The sequence below is a fragment of the Providencia sp. PROV268 genome, assembly GCF_028477805.1.
Lineage (GTDB): Bacteria > Pseudomonadota > Gammaproteobacteria > Enterobacterales > Enterobacteriaceae > Providencia > Providencia stuartii.
In genome coordinates this window covers 93,873-114,244 of record NZ_JAMPLW010000023.1, presented here as the reverse complement: position 1 = coordinate 114,244, position 20,372 = coordinate 93,873, and the positions used below count along the sequence as shown (strand labels likewise).

The 20,372-nt window shown below is 41.2% G+C and carries 13 protein-coding genes, 2 tRNA genes and 1 pseudogene; 10 read left to right on the top strand and 6 right to left on the bottom strand.

Annotated elements, in window-relative coordinates:
- Positions 1-565: 565 nt before the first annotated feature.
- Positions 566-814 (top strand): annotated as a pseudogene (locus PR699_RS16115) (hypothetical protein); the annotation flags it as partial.
- A gap of 58 nt (positions 815-872) precedes the next feature.
- On the opposite strand, the gene PR699_RS16110 reads toward PR699_RS16115, so the two are convergent.
- Positions 873-948, bottom strand: a tRNA-Thr gene (locus PR699_RS16110).
- 5 nt (positions 949-953) lie between these two features.
- A tRNA-Ser gene (locus tag PR699_RS16105) sits at positions 954-1,041 on the bottom strand.
- Positions 1,042-1,256: 215 nt separating this feature from the next.
- Between PR699_RS16105 and PR699_RS16100 the strand changes: the two genes are divergently transcribed.
- The 3 genes from PR699_RS16100 to rcsB are packed head-to-tail and all read left to right on the top strand — an operon-like array spanning position 1,257 to position 4,166.
- Positions 1,257-1,664: a hypothetical protein gene (locus PR699_RS16100; protein ID WP_272577861.1), complete on the top strand. Its 408-nt coding sequence runs from the start codon at positions 1,257-1,259 to the stop codon at positions 1,662-1,664.
- Positions 1,665-1,714: 50 nt separating this feature from the next.
- Positions 1,715-3,514 carry an ATP-binding protein gene (locus tag PR699_RS16095; protein ID WP_272577860.1) on the top strand — a complete coding sequence of 600 codons (1,800 nt, stop codon included), beginning with the start codon at positions 1,715-1,717 and terminating at the stop codon, positions 3,512-3,514.
- Position 3,515: 1 nt separating this feature from the next.
- On the top strand, positions 3,516-4,166 hold the full coding sequence (gene rcsB, locus PR699_RS16090) for a response regulator transcription factor RcsB (protein ID WP_004921064.1): 651 nt from the start codon (positions 3,516-3,518) through the stop codon (positions 4,164-4,166).
- Between the two features lie 78 nt (positions 4,167-4,244).
- Here rcsB and rcsC read toward each other — a convergent pair whose 3' ends face one another.
- Positions 4,245-7,082 carry a two-component system sensor histidine kinase RcsC gene (rcsC, locus tag PR699_RS16085; protein ID WP_071599654.1) on the bottom strand — a complete coding sequence of 946 codons (2,838 nt, stop codon included), beginning with the start codon at positions 7,080-7,082 and terminating at the stop codon, positions 4,245-4,247.
- Between the two features lie 135 nt (positions 7,083-7,217).
- Positions 7,218-9,821, bottom strand: a complete 2,604-nt coding sequence (gyrA, locus tag PR699_RS16080; RefSeq protein WP_014656250.1) for a DNA topoisomerase (ATP-hydrolyzing) subunit A — start codon at positions 9,819-9,821, stop codon at positions 7,218-7,220.
- A gap of 243 nt (positions 9,822-10,064) precedes the next feature.
- On the opposite strand from gyrA, the gene ubiG reads away from it, so the two are divergent.
- The 4 genes from ubiG (at position 10,065) to yfaE (ending at position 14,828) form a co-directional block, all read left to right on the top strand.
- Entirely contained in the window at positions 10,065-10,787 is a 723-nt protein-coding gene (gene ubiG, locus PR699_RS16075; RefSeq protein WP_004921073.1) for a bifunctional 2-polyprenyl-6-hydroxyphenol methylase/3-demethylubiquinol 3-O-methyltransferase UbiG, read from the top strand.
- Between the two features lie 335 nt (positions 10,788-11,122).
- Positions 11,123-13,414 carry a class 1a ribonucleoside-diphosphate reductase subunit alpha gene (gene nrdA / locus PR699_RS16070; RefSeq protein WP_004921074.1) on the top strand — a complete coding sequence of 764 codons (2,292 nt, stop codon included), beginning with the start codon at positions 11,123-11,125 and terminating at the stop codon, positions 13,412-13,414.
- Positions 13,415-13,425: 11 nt separating this feature from the next.
- Positions 13,426-14,562 carry a class Ia ribonucleoside-diphosphate reductase subunit beta gene (gene nrdB / locus PR699_RS16065; RefSeq protein WP_004921075.1) on the top strand — a complete coding sequence of 379 codons (1,137 nt, stop codon included), beginning with the start codon at positions 13,426-13,428 and terminating at the stop codon, positions 14,560-14,562.
- 2 nt (positions 14,563-14,564) lie between these two features.
- Positions 14,565-14,828, top strand: coding sequence for a class I ribonucleotide reductase maintenance protein YfaE (gene yfaE / locus PR699_RS16060; protein WP_014656251.1), 264 nt, complete (start codon positions 14,565-14,567; stop codon positions 14,826-14,828).
- Positions 14,829-14,890: 62 nt separating this feature from the next.
- Here yfaE and PR699_RS16055 read toward each other — a convergent pair whose 3' ends face one another.
- Entirely contained in the window at positions 14,891-16,231 is a 1,341-nt protein-coding gene (locus PR699_RS16055; protein WP_004921077.1) for an anaerobic C4-dicarboxylate transporter, read from the bottom strand.
- 486 nt (positions 16,232-16,717) lie between these two features.
- Between PR699_RS16055 and tyrP the strand changes: the two genes are divergently transcribed.
- Positions 16,718-17,878 carry a tyrosine transporter TyrP gene (tyrP, locus tag PR699_RS16050; protein ID WP_230084765.1) on the top strand — a complete coding sequence of 387 codons (1,161 nt, stop codon included), beginning with the start codon at positions 16,718-16,720 and terminating at the stop codon, positions 17,876-17,878.
- Between the two features lie 141 nt (positions 17,879-18,019).
- Here tyrP and PR699_RS16045 read toward each other — a convergent pair whose 3' ends face one another.
- Positions 18,020-18,568 carry a YfaZ family outer membrane protein gene (locus PR699_RS16045; RefSeq protein ID WP_004921080.1) on the bottom strand — a complete coding sequence of 183 codons (549 nt, stop codon included), beginning with the start codon at positions 18,566-18,568 and terminating at the stop codon, positions 18,020-18,022.
- A gap of 298 nt (positions 18,569-18,866) precedes the next feature.
- Here PR699_RS16045 and PR699_RS16040 point away from each other — a divergent pair, with 298 nt between their 5' ends.
- On the top strand, positions 18,867-20,306 hold the full coding sequence (locus PR699_RS16040; protein ID WP_004921082.1) for a catalase: 1,440 nt from the start codon (positions 18,867-18,869) through the stop codon (positions 20,304-20,306).
- Positions 20,307-20,372 lie beyond the last annotated feature (66 nt).

Here is a 20,372-nt window from a genome sequence, read left to right as displayed (position 1 = left end):
TTCTTTATCGTGAATAACTAATCCATTCCAATTCTTTTTCATTGGTAACTCACCTGCAAGATAAAGCTCATAAAGACGTTTAGTACCTTTCTTCAATGATACAGGCTGATATTTGATGAATGGCTCATGACCGTGAGGATTAATTTCACTCTGATTTGGTCTCGTGATATAACCAGCTGCGTTCTGCTAGCCACATTTGGACCTGTTGAGTATTTACGCCATTAAGCATTTTACAGAATTGTGTTGGTGTCATGCCTTCTTTGAACAGATTTGACATGCATTCAACTTTGTTGTTCAGTTCTTTATTAGTGTGTTCAAGTACAATAACTTTTTCTGAATACGTGAGTACTCCACACTAAAAAATGGATTAATACTGGACGGATAAGCGGGTCTCGCAAAGACCCAAAAAAGAAAAAGCCACCTTGGCCATTTGCTAGAGCAAACTGTATTAAAGCTTTGAATGACAGCATGCACAATAACACTGAAAGTGTGTAAGAAGAGGAAATAAGATATCAATCTTCCGAAGGGGTAAGATTGGTATGTGAAGTGGCATTGTTAATTTGCTAAAGCCATTGGCGTCGCGTTAAACGATACTGCGTGCAAGGTTCTTCGCAGTTAGATTGGGAACCATCATAGGTATGTGTTTGTGCATAAGGAGGCGAAAAATAGAGCGGATGGAACATTAACGCCAGCAGTGAGAAGGTATGCTCATTTAGCGCCGAATCATCTAACTGAACATGCAATGAAGATAGACGAGCTAATGTCACACGATGACACAAATATGTCCCATCAGTTATTAGAGGTGGTTAAATGACATGAATTACAAGCAAGAAAAAACCCGCTACATCTATGAAATGTAACGGGTTCTTATTTGGTGCCGGCTACCGGAGTCGAACTGGTGACCTACTGATTACAAGTCAGTTGCTCTACCAACTGAGCTAAGCCGGCGAATTTGGCGGAAGGATAGAGATTCGAACTCTAGGATGGTTTCCCATCGGCGGTTTTCAAGACCGCTGCCTTCGACCGCTCGGCCATCCTTCCATGGGGCGCGATTATGGAGGAATCGGCGCAGCTTGTCTACCCCTGAAAGTAAAAAAATTGATTTTTTCGTTCTGTTTGGCTAATCTTCACTCAATTGTTCTCTATTTCATAATAAAAGTGCTAATATCTGTGCAAAATCGGTGTCTCAATTTTTCATAGGCGTATGATTTTTAGTCAATTAATATATTTTTGCCGACAGGACAGTTCACCACAATATGTACAGACAATCTTTGATAAAAACCATTTTACTCTCACGCCTATTTTACGTCTTTATTCTGCTACTTGTCGTGATGCTCTCGCTGTCGCTATATAATTCGTATCACTCGTGGCTACTTAGCCGCCAAGCCTCCTTGAATACCATAGCGAAACAATTGGCCTACCAAATAGAGGATTATCGTTACCAAGCTAACTTGATGTATAAACAGGTTAACGAAAAACCAGCCACTACAAACTTAAATACGACACCGGCCTCCCCTGCCCGTATTACGAAAATTCGTCATGACGTTTATTGGCTAGGCAGTACAAATCAAACCATTGATGCAATTTTATTTGGGAGTGATAGTGAGCGAAATAACTTATTAGCAACAAAATTAGCTAACAAGTTTATTACCGAGTACCGTTAAAAGACCTGATTGTCGGTGTTATTGGCTATAATATATGGCTGCTTACTTGTATGGTTGTCGTGATATTGCTTGTCTTCTTTACAAGCGTCTTTATCCGTAACCGGATCATTTCACCGAACTCAGTCATGCAACACCAATTAGAGCTTCAAGAGACACTGAATAACGATATTATCAATAATATTAGTTATGGCATTCTAGTGTATGATTTTACATCAAATAAAAAATTACTGAGTAATAATGTGGTAAACGCCTTATTGCCTTCGATGGATCTCAACCATATTAAAGAATTGGCGACCCATAACCATGATATGATCCAAATCTCGATTGAGAATAACGTTTATGAAGTTATCCTCGTCAATATCAGTATGCTAGAAGATACTTATCTCTTCATTATTATTGATAAAGATAAAGAGGCATTAACTCAACGCCGACAAGAGATGGCTAATCGCGAATATAAGAAAAATATTCAACTGAGAAAAGTGGTGTTTGAGAACATGCAACATGAAGTTCAACCTTCATTAACCGAGCTGAATAAAGCGGTGGGTGGGCTGATTGAAGCTTCTGAAGATGATAAGCACGAATTTATTGATACGATAGTCGCCCAAACGACCCATATTAATCGTTGGTTTAATAATATTAACTTATTAAACTCCTTAGAATCTTCCTCTGGAAAACTACAAACTGAAAAAATCTCAGTGAGTTTGCTGCTTACTCAATTCTTAAAACAAAACCTTTTCCGCCTTAAAAATAAAGGGTTATCGCTCTACTTCTATAATAATATTAATCCAGATTCTCTATTTTCATTAGAGCCGACCTACTTAAAACATCTATTGCAGTTAATCCTAGAGTATTCCGTTGATACCACTGCATTTGGGAAAATTGCCGTTAGCCTGAATTATCAGGAAGATAAAAAAACCATCATTATTGATATTAAAGATAGCGGTATGGGCCTGACAAACCAGGAGTTAGCCAATATTCAGCATCCATTCTCAGGGCAAGTATTAAACGCATCACGGTTTAACCGCTCAGGGATCACCTTATATTTATGCAAGGCTATCTGTAAAAAGATGAATGGCAGCTTTACCGTTAAAAGCAGCCCTGCAATAGGCTCTCACTATCAATTAACTTTACCTACAAAATCAGCAATCATTGCCGATAGCTATCCTACATTACTCGAAGATATTCATATTCGTTTAGCAATTCACAATATTGATACATCACGAATTGTCAGAAATATCCTATCTAATTATGGTGCAGACTTTTTAGATTTACACGAAAGTTCACCGCATACGGATTGGGATCTATTGATAACAGATAATGATGATAATCAGTTTAAAAACATAATAAAAATTTCTGGAACAACGTCAGGTGTCAACTCAATCACACCACAGCACATAGAAGTTAACTATAACTTTGCAGATGAGCTGATTGATGCTATATCTTTGCTTATTGAAAATGCACAAGCCGATGATGACGAGTTGGCGTCGGTGGTCGGAATTCCACTTTCCCAGCACGATACGACACCAACAACTGATGAATCGATGGAAAGCATACTTCAAACTTATCAAAATATTTTATCAAATAGCGATTATAAGGATTTGTTTATAACAACAGTTCCGATAGATATTAATAAACTGTATACTAGTGAAAGTCTTGAGGATTTGGCCGAATTGAAAAACACAGCACACCGTTTAAAAGGAGTTTTTGCTATGCTAGATTTTAGGTTCCTTCACAAGCTTTGTGAAGATTTGGAACTTTACATAGCAGAAGGAAATAGCTTAAAAATAAGTAATTGCATTAGAGAGCTGGATGTTTCAGTAGAAAAGCTAATGCCAAAAGGTAACCAATAATATGAATAACCTAAATGTCATTGTTGCCGATGATCATCCTATTGTTCTTTTCGGTATCAGAAAGTCACTCGAACAGATTGAATGGGTCAATATCGTTGGTGAATTTGAAGATTCAACGTCTTTAATTAATAACTTAGCGCGTTTAAATGCCGACGTCTTAGTCACTGATTTATCAATGCCTGGTGATAAATACGGCGATGGTATTACGTTAATCAAATATATTAAACGTCACTACCCTGATCTTTCTGTCATTGTTCTCACCATGAACAATAACCCTGCGATTTTAAGTGCAATCCTTGAGCTAGATATTGAAGGTATTGTTTTAAAACAAGGCGCGCCTGCTGATCTACCAAAAGCTTTAGCTGCATTACAAAAAGGGAAAAAATTTACCCCTGAGAGTGTGAGTAAGCTACTTGAGAAAGTGAATGCAAGTGGTTATGGAGATAAGCGCTTATCGCCAAAAGAGAGTGAAGTTTTACGCCTCTTTGCAGAAGGCTTTTTGGTCACAGAAATAGCTAAGAAATTGAATCGTAGTATTAAAACGATTAGTAGCCAAAAGAAATCAGCAATGTTGAAACTCGGTGTCGACAACGATATCGCATTACTTAACTACCTGTCTTCTGTTAGCATCGATAACTCATCTACCGATTAATCGATAAATCACCTTTATGTTATTGCTGAAAAACCCGATACAAACGGGTTTTTCTCTTTAACGCTTTTACCGGGTAGCTTATTTATTACCCACGAATTTCAATAAGGTTTCTTTCAAAGTTGTGATTTTGGTTGGCTTAGATAGACAGCCATTCATACCTGCATCCCGGCAACGTTGCTTCTCCTCCTCCATTGCATTTGCTGTTAATGCAATAATTGGAACTGTTGAACCTAAGTTTCGTAACGCTTTAGACAGCCCATAACCATCCATGTTTGGCATATTCACATCGGTTAAAACGATATCAACCGTATGGTTTTCTAGATATTTCAGTGCATCAATACCATCAACGGCAGTACAAGTGCTAAAACCAATATTGGATATTTGATCGCTTAACATCACCCTATTGATTGGATGATCATCAACAATTAATACTTGGTATGAACTCAGTGAACCATCTATCTCAAGGGAGTTTGCTTTATTGCTCTCTTCTTTTGCAACCTGCTCACCTCGTGATTTCGAAATAAATTTATCGATGATTGATGGTAACTTTTCATTCTGATAAGTGTTATATAACCATTTGTTAGGCGACTCTTCACGCAAATCACCAACATATAGATTACACAGATGAAGTACTTTTTTACTCTTTAACTCATGAGAGTCTTGGTTATCGGTGATCAATAAATCATAACTTTCTGCCTTATCAATTTCTTTATCAACACAGACAACAAAATGGTTATGTCTAAGTAGTCTGGTTAAAAAGCTAGAAAGACATTGGTTCCGGCAAATAATCGCTATCCGATAATGAAAGCGGTATTCCGGAATAGCATGTTCGGTATACTTTTGGCCATAAAGTGGGATACGGATAATAAAGGAGCTACCCAAGCCTATTTGCGAATTAACTTCAATATCTCCATCCATCAAGTTAATCAACTTTTCACAGATTGCTAACCCTAAACCTGTACCTTTATGCCCCAAATTATTTTGGTCATGCACTTGGAAGAAAGGATCAAAAAGTTGTAACACAACCGCTTGCGGCATGCCTATCCCTGAGTCTTTAATTTCAATCTTTAAATAGTTTTCGTCACGCCAAACATAGAAGAAGACAAAACCAGAATCTGTGAATTTAATACTATTATTGATGATATTCGATATCACCTGCTGTAGCCTTACCGCATCACTCAATAGCAAATCAGGCACATTAGGTTCAATAAAGGAATAAAGCGCTATCTGTTTTTTCGCGACTAAAGGCAAGTAGTTAGCTAAGACAAAAGCAAAAACATCACGGCAATTAAATAGTTTATATTCAATGTTTAGTTGATTAGATTCAATTTTTGAAAAATCCAATATATCACTGATAATTTGCAGCAACAGTGAGGATGAATTATCCATCGTGGTTACAAGACGATTCGCTTTATCGGATAACTCAAGCCGCTGTAATAATTCAATATTACCGATAATACCATATAGTGGCGTACGTAATTCATGACTCACCGTTGCCAAGAACATGGATTTAGCATGGTTAGCCTGTTCCGCAGCATCAGCCACATCTTGTAAGGATTTCTCCATCTGAACACGGATACTAATATCAATCAGTACGCATATAGCAACATCTTCGTTTTGATAACGCGAATTGACAAAGCTTATTTGTAGATGTGTACTACTACTAGTCACAACATCAATGTAATTACTCGATTTTTGGCGAATAATTGTCAGTATGCGCTGTTTATCATCTTCACTTAATAAGCGGAAATAATCGTGAGCTAATTCATTACTCAGAATGTTGCCACCATCACTTAACCTTAGAATGATGATGCCGACAGGCGCCGATGCTACAATTTTATGGTTAAACTGTTCATGCTCTTCAAGGCGAATAGCGGTATTCGCTGCTGGCACTAGCATTTTGCGCTCTAACAACCAAATGAGGAAAAAGATCAGGCAGCCAGAGGTGATATTAATAACGATACTATAAAAAATGGACGCTCTATGCTCTGCAAATATCTCGCTGGTGGGAACAGCATACACCACTGTCATTAATGATGGCGATAAGCGCTTTTTAAAAATCAGTTTTGAATAATCGGAGCTAAAGCCAAAAAAACTAGGCTCAGAAATAGAGAGTAAATTGGAATTTTTAGGATTCAAGTCCGTTGGGTAATATAAAACCGGTTGGTTATACGAATTAAGGACGACCACTTCAAAGGATTTATTCGAACGTTGTATAAATTGATTTAAGCTGATTGTTCTCTCTAAACCAATAAACCCATACAGAAGGCTACTCACATAAATAGGTTGGATCAGATACAACTGCCCTGAATCGGTTTGAGCACCATGAACAATCGTATATAAGTTACGCTCTTGCCCTTGTAATCTTAGGCTTTGATAGGAACGTATATTTTCGTAGCCAACCTTTTTTAAGATCTCAATGTCAGATACGGTCGTACGGATTGGAAAATCCATCATGCAGTAACTCTTAGAGCCTATTACAAAGACATGATTTAACCCTTGCGGAGCAGCAATACTGTCTTTCCAAAAATAAATGAGTTGTTCGAATGCGTTTAGGTAATCACTGGTTCTATTTTTAAAATAGGTACAATCCGCCTCGGGTGATAATGGGTACAGGCTATAGGATCCCGTGGCAGGTAATGTGACGTAATTTGGTTCATTTTCCAGTCGCTCTTCATGTTGTTCAGTCATAAACTGGATAGAGCGCAATGTGGTACCGGTTTGCAAAATGAACGCCTGCATATTTTCAAACCCTGAATAAAACTGCTGGCGTATATCTGACTTGCTTTCATTAAATTGGGTATAAAGGAAGAATAAGGTAATAAAAACCCCCATTCCCCATAGCATTAAGCCGAGGATACGGAATAAATCACGGGATAATCGTAATGATGTTCTAAATGACGGTAAATATCTCAAGATCTATCCTACACAGGCTATGTTACTGTGACTGAGTATACTCGATAAAAGTTGTAAAAAGCGATAGTTGTTAAACTGGATGGTTAGATAGCAAAACGGGCGGTAAACCGCCCGTCGAATCAATGACCCATACATTTATTCAGGCGTATTGGTTCCCATGTCTGTGCTAGGTATATCCTCTGCACCTGCTTCATCAGAGTTTTCATCTTCCTCTGTTTCAGCGACACGTTGTAAACCAACAACTTTTTCTTCTTCCGCTGTTCTAATCAGCGTCACACCTTGTGTATTACGGCCAACAACACTAACTTCCGAAACGCGTGTACGCACTAAAGTACCAGCATTCGTGATCATCATAATCTGATCGGTTTCATCCACTTGGATAGCCCCAACCACATTACCATTACGCTCACTGACTTTAATTGAGATCACACCTTGAGTTGCCCGCGATTTCGTTGGGTACTCTTGCTCAGCTGTACGTTTACCATAACCGTTTTCAGTCACAGTTAAGATATGGCCTTCGCCGCGAGGGATAATCAGTGAAACCACTTTGTCTTCATCGGCTAGACGAATACCACGTACCCCAGTTGCAGTACGTCCCATTGGGCGAACCGCATCTTCGGCAAAACGGACAACCTTACCTTGAGCAGAGAACAGCATGACTTCATTTGAACCATTGGTTAAATCAACACCAATCAATTCATCGCCTTCATTGAGGTTAACGGCAATAATACCGGCACTTCTTGGGCGGCTAAAGTCTTGCAATGCCGTTTTCTTCACCGTACCACTCGCCGTTGCCATAAAGACATAGTAGCCTTCTTCGTATTCACGAACTGGCAAGATAGCGGTAATACGCTCATCTTGTTCAAGTGGCAACAAGTTCACAATTGGACGACCCCGTGCTCCACGGCTGGCCTCTGGTAATTGGTAAACTTTCATCCAATATAGGCGACCACGGCTAGAGAAGCATAGGATGGTGTCGTGGGTATTCGCCACCAGCAAACGCTCAATAAAGTCTTCTTCTTTAATGCGTGCTGCCGATTTACCTTTACCGCCACGGCGTTGCGCTTCGTAATCAGACAGTGGTTGATATTTCACATAGCCTTGGTGAGACAGTGTTACCACCACATCTTCTTGGCTAATCAAATCTTCAATGTTGATATCCGCTGTATTTTCGGTGATCTCAGTACGACGAGCATCATTATACAGTTCACGGATAGCTTCTAACTCTTCGCGAATAACTTCCATTAAACGCTCAGGGCTACGTAGAATATACAACAGTTCTTCGATTTGCTTCAGAAGATCACGGTATTCTTCCAGCAGTTTCTCATGCTCAAGCCCGGTCAGTTTTTGCAGACGCAAATCCAAAATCGCTTGGGCTTGTTGCTCAGTCAGATAGTATTGACCGTCGTGTACGCCATATTGTTCTTCAAGCCATTCTGGGCGTGCTGCATCATCACCGGCACGCTCAAGCATCGCAGCCACATTACCAAGATCCCAAGGGCGTGCAATCAACCCTGCCTTCGCTTCTGCTGGCGTCGGTGCACGACGAATTAACTCGATAATAGGATCAATGTTAGCTAATGCAACGGCTAATGCTTCAAGAATATGTGCTCGTTCACGTGCTTTACGCAATTCAAAAATAGTGCGGCGAGTCACCACTTCACGGCGGTGGCGAACGAACGCAGCAATAATATCTTTTAAATTAAGGATTTTCGGTTGGCCTTGATGCAAGGCTACCATATTAATGCCGAACGAGACTTGAAGCTGAGTCAGCGAGTAAAGATTGTTAAGGACAACCTCTCCTACCGCATCACGTTTCACTTCAATCACGATACGCATGCCGTCTTTATCAGACTCATCGCGTAATGCACTAATTCCTTCAACACGTTTTTCTTTAACGAGTTCAGCTATTTTCTCAATAAGACGAGCTTTGTTTACCTGATAAGGAATTTCGCTGACAATAATCGTTTCGCGGCCATTTTTTTCGTCAACTTCGACCTCAGCACGCGCACGAATATAGACCTTACCACGGCCAGTACGGTACGCATCGATAATTCCACGGCGACCATTAATGATAGCGGCAGTCGGGAAATCAGGCCCTGGGATGTGCTCCATCAGACCTTCAATGCTAATATCTTCATCATCTATATAAGCAAGGCAACCGCTGATCACTTCCCCTAGGTTGTGTGGAGGAATGTTCGTTGCCATCCCAACAGCAATACCTGACGAACCATTAACCAATAGGTTAGGGATTTTCGTAGGCATAACTTCAGGGATTTGCTCTGTACCATCATAGTTTGGGACGAAATCAACGGTCTCTTTTTCAAGATCCGCTAACATTTCATGGGCAATTTTCGCCATACGGATTTCCGTATAACGCATTGCAGCTGCGGAATCTCCGTCAACTGAACCAAAGTTCCCCTGACCATCTACCAGCATATAACGCATAGAAAAAGGCTGAGCAAGACGAACGATTGTCTCATAAACAGCGATATCACCATGTGGATGGTATTTACCGATAACGTCCCCGACTATACGGGCAGATTTTTTATAGGGTTTATTCCAATCATTTCCCAATACATTCATCGCAAACAGTACTCTGCGGTGTACTGGCTTCAGTCCATCTCGAACATCTGGAAGCGCGCGCCCGACAATAACGGACATCGCATAATCCAAATACGAACTTTTGAGTTCTTCTTCGATATTGACCGGTGTGATTTCTCTGGCAATGTCGCTCATGGAACCACTGTCCCTCATAACTTCGGATTCAAAGGTTTAGAACTATACCACAATTCGCCAATTTAATAAAAAAAATGAGAAGTGAGTATTTGTCTTTCAAGCTATGTATAATAGCGGAAAAATGTCTTTATGTGTCCGTATACTTTGAGTTTATTGCGTAAGAGCAACAAAAAAACGTTTTATGGCCTCAATAAATTCGCGTATTAACGTTTGGACACCTATCTAGGAACAGGAGCTCCACTCATGAATGATACTTCAACCCCCGCGTATCAGAACGTCGATAAGCATGAAATTGAGAAGTTTGAAGCTATTGCTTCTCGCTGGTGGGATCTCGAAGGTGAATTTGCCCCACTTCATCGCATTAATCCGCTTCGCCTTGGCTATATTATGCAACGGGTTGATGGTTTATTTGGTAAGAAAGTACTTGATGTGGGCTGTGGTGGCGGAATTTTATCTGAAAGTATGGCACGTGAAGGTGCCGATGTGACGGGACTTGATATGGGGGCGGACCCACTGATGGTCGCACGCCTGCACTCATTAGAGTCAGGGATCCCTGTTGAATACGTACAAGAAACAGTAGAGCAGCACGCAGACAAATATCCACAAGCTTATGATGTCGTGACCTGCATGGAGATGTTGGAGCATGTGCCTGATCCACAGTCGGTCGTGCGTGCGTGTGCTAAATTGGTCAAGCCCGGTGGGCATGTTATTTTTTCGACGATCAACCGCAATAAAAAAGCGTGGTTAATGGCGGTCGTTGCAGCGGAATATGTGATGAAAATGGTTCCGAAAGGCACCCACGATGCGAAAAAATTTATTCGCCCTTCTGAACTGATTTCGTGGGCAAACGAGGCTCAGCTAAAAGATAGGCATATCATGGGGTTACATTATAATCCACTCAAAGATAAATTCTATTTAGGCCCGAATGTGGACGTTAATTATATGCTCCATACTGTCAACGAATAAATAGCAAGCGTTACGTTCAAGAAAACAGCAAACGATCGCATTTTGCAAAATTTATTTTCGTCACCCTGTTGCGAGTTTCCACTTATAGAATTCCTTTTCTAGTGCAGCTTACCGACAAGGTGACGTTTTTTATCCCTACAGTTATCCACAGAAGACTCAGATTTGTGCACTTGATAAAACCGCTTATTAACATTATCTTGTTATAGTAAAATCAACAAACCACTACATATAGTATGTAATTTGAATCTAACACTACAAGTCTCATAGAGTTATTCTATGAGCTTTTTTGCGTTAGCAATATGCTATTTTGTAGGTCAACCAAGGTGTACTTGCTCATGAACCAGAGTCTGTTAGTCACAAAACGTGATGGACATAAAGAACGCATTGATCTCGATAAAATCCACAAGGTAATCACTTGGGCTGCTGAAGGCCTGAATAATGTATCTGTTTCTCAGGTGGAGTTACGTTCACAGATTCAGTTTTATGATGGGATCAGAACGTCTGATATTCATGAAACCATGATCAAAGCGGCTGCTGACCTTATTACTGGCGATACGCCTGACTATCAATATCTTGCGGCGCGTCTTGCAATATTCCATCTACGTAAAAAAGCGTATGGTCAATTTGAGCCACCCGCGCTGTACAAGCACGTCACTCGCCTTGTTGAAATGGGCAAATATGATAAGCATTTGCTGGAAGACTACTCACAAGAAGAGTTCGAGCAAATGGATAGTTTCATTGACCATTGGCGTGACATGAATTTCTCCTATGCTGCCGTCAAACAACTTGAAGGTAAGTATTTAGTACAAAACCGTGTTACGGGCGAGATTTATGAGAGTGCACAGTTCCTCTATATTCTCGTTGCTGCATGCTTGTTCTCTCATTATCCAAAAGAGACTCGCTTAGACTACATCCGTCGTTTCTATGATGCGGCTTCCACATTTAAGATTTCGCTACCAACACCAATCATGGCTGGTGTTCGTACACCAACTCGTCAATTCAGCTCTTGCGTATTGATTGAGTGTGGCGATAGCTTAGATTCTATCAACGCAACATCCAGTGCGATTGTTAAGTATGTGTCTCAACGTGCAGGTATCGGTGTAAACGCAGGCCGTATCCGTGCTTTAGGTAGCCCGATTCGTGGCGGTGAAGCATTCCATACTGGTTGTATCCCTTTTTATAAGCACTTCCAAACCGCCGTTAAGTCTTGTTCACAAGGCGGTGTGCGCGGTGGTGCAGCGACACTTTTCTACCCTTTATGGCATTTAGAAGTTGAAAGCCTATTAGTGCTGAAAAATAACCGTGGGGTTGAAGGTAACCGTGTTCGCCATATGGATTATGGTGTCCAAGTCAACAAATTGATGTATGAGCGTTTGATCAAAAACCAAGATATTACGCTGTTCAGCCCTTCTGATGTGCCTGGTTTATATGACGCTTTCTTTGCTGATCAGGATGAATTTGAGCGCCTGTATCTGGCTTATGAACAAGACGACAGCATCCGTAAATCCAGTGTTAAAGCGGTTGACCTCTTTTCATTAATGATGCAAGAGCGTGCATCAACAGGTCGTATCTATATTCAGAACGTTGACCACTGTAATACTCACAGCCCATTTGATCCTTTAGTTGCACCAGTGCGTCAATCAAACCTGTGTTTAGAGATTGCACTGCCGACAAAACCATTGAATAACATCAATGATGAAGAAGGTGAAATTGCGCTTTGTACGCTGTCAGCCTTTAACTTGGGTGCGATTGAAAACCTTGATGAATTAGAAGAGTTGGCCGTGCTTGCTGTACGTGCATTGGATGCCCTTCTCGATTATCAAGACTACCCGATTATTGCTGCGAAGAAAGGGGCAATGGGTCGCCGTACTTTAGGTATTGGCGTCATTAACTATGCTTATTATTTAGCCAAGCATGGTGTTCGCTATTCCGATGGCAGCGCCAACAATTTGACTCACAAAACCTTTGAAGCAATTCAATACTATCTATTGAAAGCCTCTAACGAATTGGCTAAAGAGCAAGGCGCTTGCCCTTGGTTCAATGAAACCACTTATTCAAAAGGTATTCTACCAATTGATACCTATAAGAAAGAGTTGGATAAATTGACTGATGAGCCTCTGCATTATGATTGGGAAACGTTACGTAAAGATATCCAACAATATGGTCTGCGTAACTCAACCTTATCAGCGTTGATGCCATCGGAAACATCATCACAGATCTCTAACGCAACCAATGGTATCGAGCCACCTCGTGGTTATATCAGCATTAAAGCATCTAAAGATGGTATCTTACGCCAAGTTGTACCTGATTATGAGAATCTTAAAGGCGCCTATGAGTTGTTATGGCAAATGCCTTCAAACAGTGGCTATTTGCAATTAGTCGGTATTATGCAGAAGTTTGTTGATCAGTCTATTTCTGCAAACACCAACTATGACCCAACGCGCTTTGCAACAGGCAAAGTACCAATGAATCAATTGCTAAAAGATTTATTGCTCGCCTATAAGTTTGGTGTGAAAACACTTTACTACCACAACACCCGCGATGGTGCGGAAGATGTTCAAGGTGATCTGGAAGAAGTTGTTGAGTCAGCGGATTCAGATTGTGAAGGCGGCGCGTGTAAAATTTAATAGGAATTGTCATGTCACATACTTACACCATTTTCTCACAAAAGAGAAATGACCAATTACTTGAGCCGATGTTTTTCGGTCAACCTGTTAACGTTGCTCGTTACGACCAACAAAAGTATCCGATTTTCGAAAAGTTAATCGAGAAACAGCTTTCATTTTTCTGGCGTCCAGAAGAAGTTGACGTTTCCCGTGACCGCATTGACTATAATGGCTTGCCTGATCATGAGAAACACATATTTATTAGTAACCTGAAATACCAAACACTGCTGGACTCTATTCAGGGCCGCAGCCCGAACGTGGCGTTATTGCCACTGATTTCAATTCCTGAATTAGAAACTTGGGTTGAAACTTGGTCATTTTCAGAGACGATCCATTCACGCTCTTACACTCATATTATCCGTAATATCGTGAATGATCCGGCAATCATCTTTGATGATATCGTTGAAAACGAAGAGATCTTAAAACGCGCTCGTGACATTTCTGCTTACTATGACACGCTGATTGAGATGACCAACTATTACCATATGTTTGGTGAAGGTACTCACACCTGCAATGGTAAACAAATCACAGTATCACTACGTGCACTGAAAAAACAGTTGTACCTGTGCCTAATGAGCGTAAATGCCTTAGAAGCTATCCGTTTCTATGTCAGTTTTGCTTGCTCATTTGCCTTTGCAGAGCGTGAGCTAATGGAAGGGAACGCAAAAATTATTAAACTGATTGCGCGTGATGAAGCCCTTCACTTAACAGGAACCCAGCATATGCTGAACTTGTTACGTTCTGGGCAGGATGATCCTGAAATGGCAGAGATTGCTGCTGAGTGCGAAGACGAGTGCTATAAACTGTTCGTGGATGCGGCTGAACAAGAAAAAGAGTGGGCTGAATATCTGTTCAGTGAAGGTTCTATGATTGGCCTAAATAAAGATATTCTGTGCCAATACGTGGAATATATCACCAATATCCGTATGCAAGCTGTTGGGTTAAAATTACCTTTTGAGGCACGCTCAAACCCAATTCCTTGGATCAATGCATGGTTGGTGTCTGACAACGTTCAAGTTGCGCCGCAAGAAGTCGAAGTTAGCTCTTATCTGGTTGGTCAGATTGACTCTGAAGTCAACACTGATGACCTGAGTGATTTCGAACTCTAATCATGGCTAGCCATAAAGTCACCCTGCGGCTCTCGCAGGGTGTGCAAGTACCTTACCACACCGAGATCCACACAAGCCTGCTTGAAGCACTTGAAGACAGCCGTATTCCTGTTGAATATCAGTGCCGAGAAGGCTATTGTGGCTCATGTCGAGTCATGCTATTAAAAGGGAAAGTGGGCTATAAACAAAAACCGCTTGCCTTTGTACAAGACGGTGAGATTTTACCTTGTTGTTGCCATCCCCTTTCTGACATCGAAATCGGTTAAAACCTCACAGCGATGACGCTCTCTTTACGCCATCGCTGTTAATTAAACACGTCACTTACAGATTATAGATAACCATATAATCCTGCAAATACCCATCCAAACACACAAGAGACACCAACACCAATGAGGCCGGGCAGAATGAAGCTGTGGTTAATCACAAATTTACCTATCCGAGTCGTACCGGAACGGTCAAATTGAATAGCGGCTAAATCACTTGGATAAGTCGGAAGAATATAATAACCATAGCAAGCAGGCGCAGATGCGATGATATAGGCAGGATCAACACCAATGCCGAGCGCTATCGGAACGACCGCAGCTAAAGCGGCTGCTTGTGAGTTCACAAATTTAGAGACCAATAAGAGGATCACGGCATAAGCCCATGGATAGTCTTTGACTAATGCCCCAAGCGTGCCTTTGATTTGATCCATATGCGCGCCAAACATTGTTTCTGCCATCCAAGCGATACCATATACGGCAACAATGGCAATCATTCCTGAACGAAAAACCTCATTTTTCGAAATCTGTGCCGGATTTGTTTTACAAATAATGATGATCAGCGCACCAGCGAGCAGCATAAACATCTGTATCACAAGTACCATTGACAGTGGTTTGCCATTAACCAATGGCCTTAATTCAGAAACCGCCCCCAAAATCGCAACAACCCCAATAGAAGCGAGGAAAATCCACATAGCAACCCAATTGATTTTCGGTAACTTTTTATCGAGTAGTGTCGCGCTGTCGCCATACACATATTCGTAATTTTCATGTACCGAAATAAACTTTTGGAATTCCGGATCTTTATCGAGATCTTTCCCTCTGAACCAACTGAAAATACCGATTGCCAGTATCCCGATTAGGGTCGATGGAATGGTAATCGCCAAGAGATCTAAAAATTCGAGCGATTTACCATTAATGGTGATGCCATTTAACATCGCCACTAAGGACACCACTGCAACAGAGACAGGGCTGGCAATAATCCCCATTTGTGCACCAATACTACTGGCCGCCATCGGCCTTTCAGGACGAATATTATTTTTTATCGCCGCGTCATAGATAATAGGAAGGATGGTATACACCACATGCCCTGTACCACACAAAATGGTTAAAATACAGGTAACAAAAGGTGCCACAATAGAGATGTATTTTGGATTTTTACGTAGTAGTCGTTCTGCAATTTGTAGCATGACATCCAAACCGCCTGATGCCTGTAGAGTCGCTGATGCTGCAACAACAGCGATGATCACAAGCATAACATCAACAGGCGGTTTTCCAGGAGGTAAACCAAAACCAAAAACGAGTATCACTAAGCCAACGCCGCCTAGCAGCCCGAGAGCCATTCCCCCTTTTCTTGCTCCGTAGAACAAGCAGACGAGGATAATGGCAAGTTGTATCAAAAAGTCCATAAGTTCATCCTTTCAATTAATGTTTCCTTACATTATCGGGATGAAAGATTGACACAGATTTGATTTATATTAACTGGTTAAAGAATTTAATCTTATTTTTCAATTCGATTTTCCCACCCCGTCACAAAATTTATCTTAGGTTCCTGAGATACTGTCCTGTTAATCTAAAACATCATATATATCAATCAATTAATTAACATCCGTTAACATTTAAAATCCGATGTATTTACCTTTAATCACCATATCAATAACGATTATTCATTAGCTAGGACGAATAATTCGTTGCTATTTTCACCATTCCTTTATAAGAAATACGCGCGTGTGTAATTTTATGTTTACACTCATTGTAATTTAGATTTGACAGAAAAACTGTGATCGCATAATCTGCTCAGCTAATAAATCCACGACTTTTAATCAGAGGAATTTGTGAAAAATCGCACGCTAGGTAGCGTTTTAATCGTTGCAGGAACAACAATAGGTGCAGGGATGCTGGCTATGCCACTTGCCGCTGCGGGTGTCGGTTTCACAGGTATTGCATGCCTACTTGTCGGCCTATGGATGTTAATGAGTTATACCTCATTACTGCTCGTTGAGGTTTATCAATACAATCCACCAGATATGGGTTTGGGATCAATCGCGAAAAAATACCTTGGGCCTATTGGACAAATCGTCACAGGCTTAAGTATGTTACTTCTGATGTACGCGCTGACTACCGCTTATATTGGTGGCGCAGGTGTCCTGATCTCCAACAGCCTACTCTCGTGGTGGGATATTCATCTGTCGACCAAAACATCAATTATCTTATTTACGCTTATCGGTGGTGCTGTCGTTTGTATCGGTACGCACTCTGTCGATTTTATTAACCGCCTACTATTTACAGCTAAAATTATCTTTTTAGTCATTATGTTGGCTGTTATGTTACCCCACGTTGAAACCGTCAACTTAGGCAGTATGCCTGCTGAAAAAGGGCTACTGCTGGCGGCAGTGCCAGTCATCTTCACCTCATTTGGTTTCCATGGTAGCGTGCCTAGCCTTGTGAATTACATGAATGGCGATGTGCGTAAACTTCGTATCATTTTCATTACAGGGAGTGCGATCCCTTTAGTTGCCTATATCTTGTGGCAGATAGCCACTTTAGGGTCGATCCCTTCTAACACATTTTTAGGGATTTTGGCGCAAAAGTCTGGCCTAGATGGCTTACTCACCGCCATTCGTGATGTCGTTACGGCTCCACGCGTTAATATTGCCGTTAATCTGTTTATGGATTTAGCGCTAGCCACATCGTTTTTAGGGGTTGCTCTTGGTTTATTCGATTACCTTGCTGATTTATTTAAACGGAATGATAGCCTCATTGGGCGTATTCAGACAGGCTTGTTAACTTTTTTACCTCCGTTATTAGCAGCGTTATTTTTTAGTAGTTTCGTACAGGCGTTAACTTATGCAGCGGTTGCATTGTCTGTATTAGCCCTGATCATCCCCGCATTATTGACAATGCAAGTTAGAGCCGTTGAAAAACCTATCGATAAGCAAGCTCATTACCGAGTTAAAGGCGGCTCTACTCTGCTCCGTCTGGTTTTATTATGCGGTTTTGCAGTGATCATTATTCAATTTGCTATCGTTGCAGGCTACCTACCTAATGTAGGCTAAATTTAGCGTCAAAAACAAAGCTCGTACCGTTCACTAAACGGAAAAGCCCCCCAATAGCAACCAACTATTGGGGGGCTTTTGATATCCGATTTTATAGCGTCACTCCAAACTGTACGGGTTCCGCTATATTACAACCAGTAATTAGAAGCTTAGACCTGCTCCCACATACCAACCGTCAGCAATTTTGTTGCTTGGGTTGTCATGCGTACCTTTAATATCGATGACACGGTAGCCTGCATCAACTGAAAGCGGTTTAAACACAGTATAGCGTGCGCCGACTTTTGCTTCGGTATAAGATTGACTTCCCGATGTTAATGATGCCGGAGCACCATAAGCTTCACCATAAATATTCAAAGAAGGCATCACTTGCCATCCAAGACCGGCTCCACCTGCTAGCGCCATACCATCTTTATTGTCTTCAGGTGATAAATATAAGGCTTTACCACCAACATAGGCTGAAAATGGACCTAGAGGCAAACCAAAGGTTGCGCCTAAGCTACCCATTTGACCATCATGATCACTACGCGCCCATGAGCCATCAAATGCAAGGCCTGCGCCTTTAGTACCAATGCCTGCATTGAGTTCAGTATAATGCTTACCCACATTCGCATTAACAGAAACAGCTTGTGCAGCCCCGACGAACATCATTGATGATGCTGCCGCTGCAACGAGAAATAATCCTTTACGCATATCATTGCCCCATTAATAGAAGTTATTTAGTCATACTACAATATATAAATCCAATTCTCAGTAGTTATTACTGTTTTTTACTTTTCAGTCATTAAAACAACACCATTCACAACGACGCTGAGTATTCCTATTGATTTTTAATCAGTTATCACAGTAATTGGTACTATGTATTAGTTATACTTTAACTAATCAACTATAATCCAATGATAATAAGGCATTATGCATGGAAAGCATTGTATTTCGAACGGAATAAATGCATTTTTTAGTTTTATTGTCTATAACTTACTGGAGTATTGTGATGAAAAAGAAAGGTCTCACGACTGCATCTGGCGCACCTGTTGTTGATAATAATAATGTGATGACGGCAGGCCCTCGCGGCCCTATGCTATTACAGGATGTTTGGTTTTTAGAAAAATTAGCCCATTTTGACCGTGAAGTTATTCCTGAGCGCCGTATGCATGCTAAAGGTTCAGGTGCATTCGGTACTTTTACTGTTACACATGATATTACCCGTTATACCCGTGCAAATATCTTTTCTGCTGTCGGTAAACAAACGGATATGTTCGCACGCTTTTCAACGGTTGCCGGTGAACGTGGTGCGGCAGACGCTGAGCGTGACATCCGTGGTTTCGCATTAAAATTTTACACAGAAGAAGGTAACTGGGATCTGGTTGGTAATAACACCCCTGTGTTCTATCTGCGTGACCCGCTGAAATTTCCGGATTTGAACCACGTGGTTAAACGCTGCCCATACAGTAATATGCGTTCAATGGCTTATAAATGGGATTTCTTCTCTCATTTACCAGAATCACTTCATCAATTGACCATTGACGTGAGTGACCGAGGTATACCTCGTAGCTACCGTCATATGCACGGTTTTGGTAGCCATACTTATAGCTTTATCAATGATAAAAATGAACGTTTCTGGGTTAAATTCCACTTCCGTAGTCAGCAAGGCATTGAGAACTTGATGGATGATGAAGCAGAAGCGATCATCGGTAAAGATCGTGAAAGTTCTCAGCGTGACCTGTTTGATGCCATTAATAAAGGTGACTACCCACGCTGGAAGCTACAAATTCAAGTGATGCCAGAAGCCGAAGCGTCAAAAGTGCCTTATAATCCCTTTGATCTGACTAAAGTATGGCCTCACAAAGACTATCCATTAATTGATGTCGGTTACTTTGAATTAAATCGTAACCCTGCTAACTATTTCTCCGATGTTGAGCAAGCTGCCTTTAACCCAGCAAATATTGTTCCAGGTATCGGTTTCTCTCCGGATAAAATGTTGCAAGGTCGTTTGTTCTCGTATGGCGACACTCAGCGTTATCGTTTAGGTGTTAACCACTACCAGATCCCTGTTAACGCACCACGTTGCCCATTCCATAACTATCATCGTGATGGTGCAATGCGTGTTGATGGTAACAGTGGTAATGGTGTGACCTATGAACCAAACAGTGCAGGTATGTTCCAAGAGCAGCCTAATTTCAGTGAACCACCATTGACGCTTGAAGGTGCAGCTGATCATTGGAACCATCGCGAAGATGAAGACTATTTCAGCCAGCCGCGTGCATTATATGAACTGCTTGATGATGCAGAGCATCAACGCATGTTCAAACGTCTTGCAGGAGAGTTGATTGAGGCTTCTGAAGAGACACAAAAACGCCAAATTGACCTGTTCAAAAAAGTTCACCCTGAATATGGTGCGGGCGTAGAAAAAGCGTTAAATGCCCTTAAATAATCACGCTTAGTTAAACGTCAGGCTCTTATCTTGAGCCTGATGTTTATTATGAGCCATGCCGGAAAT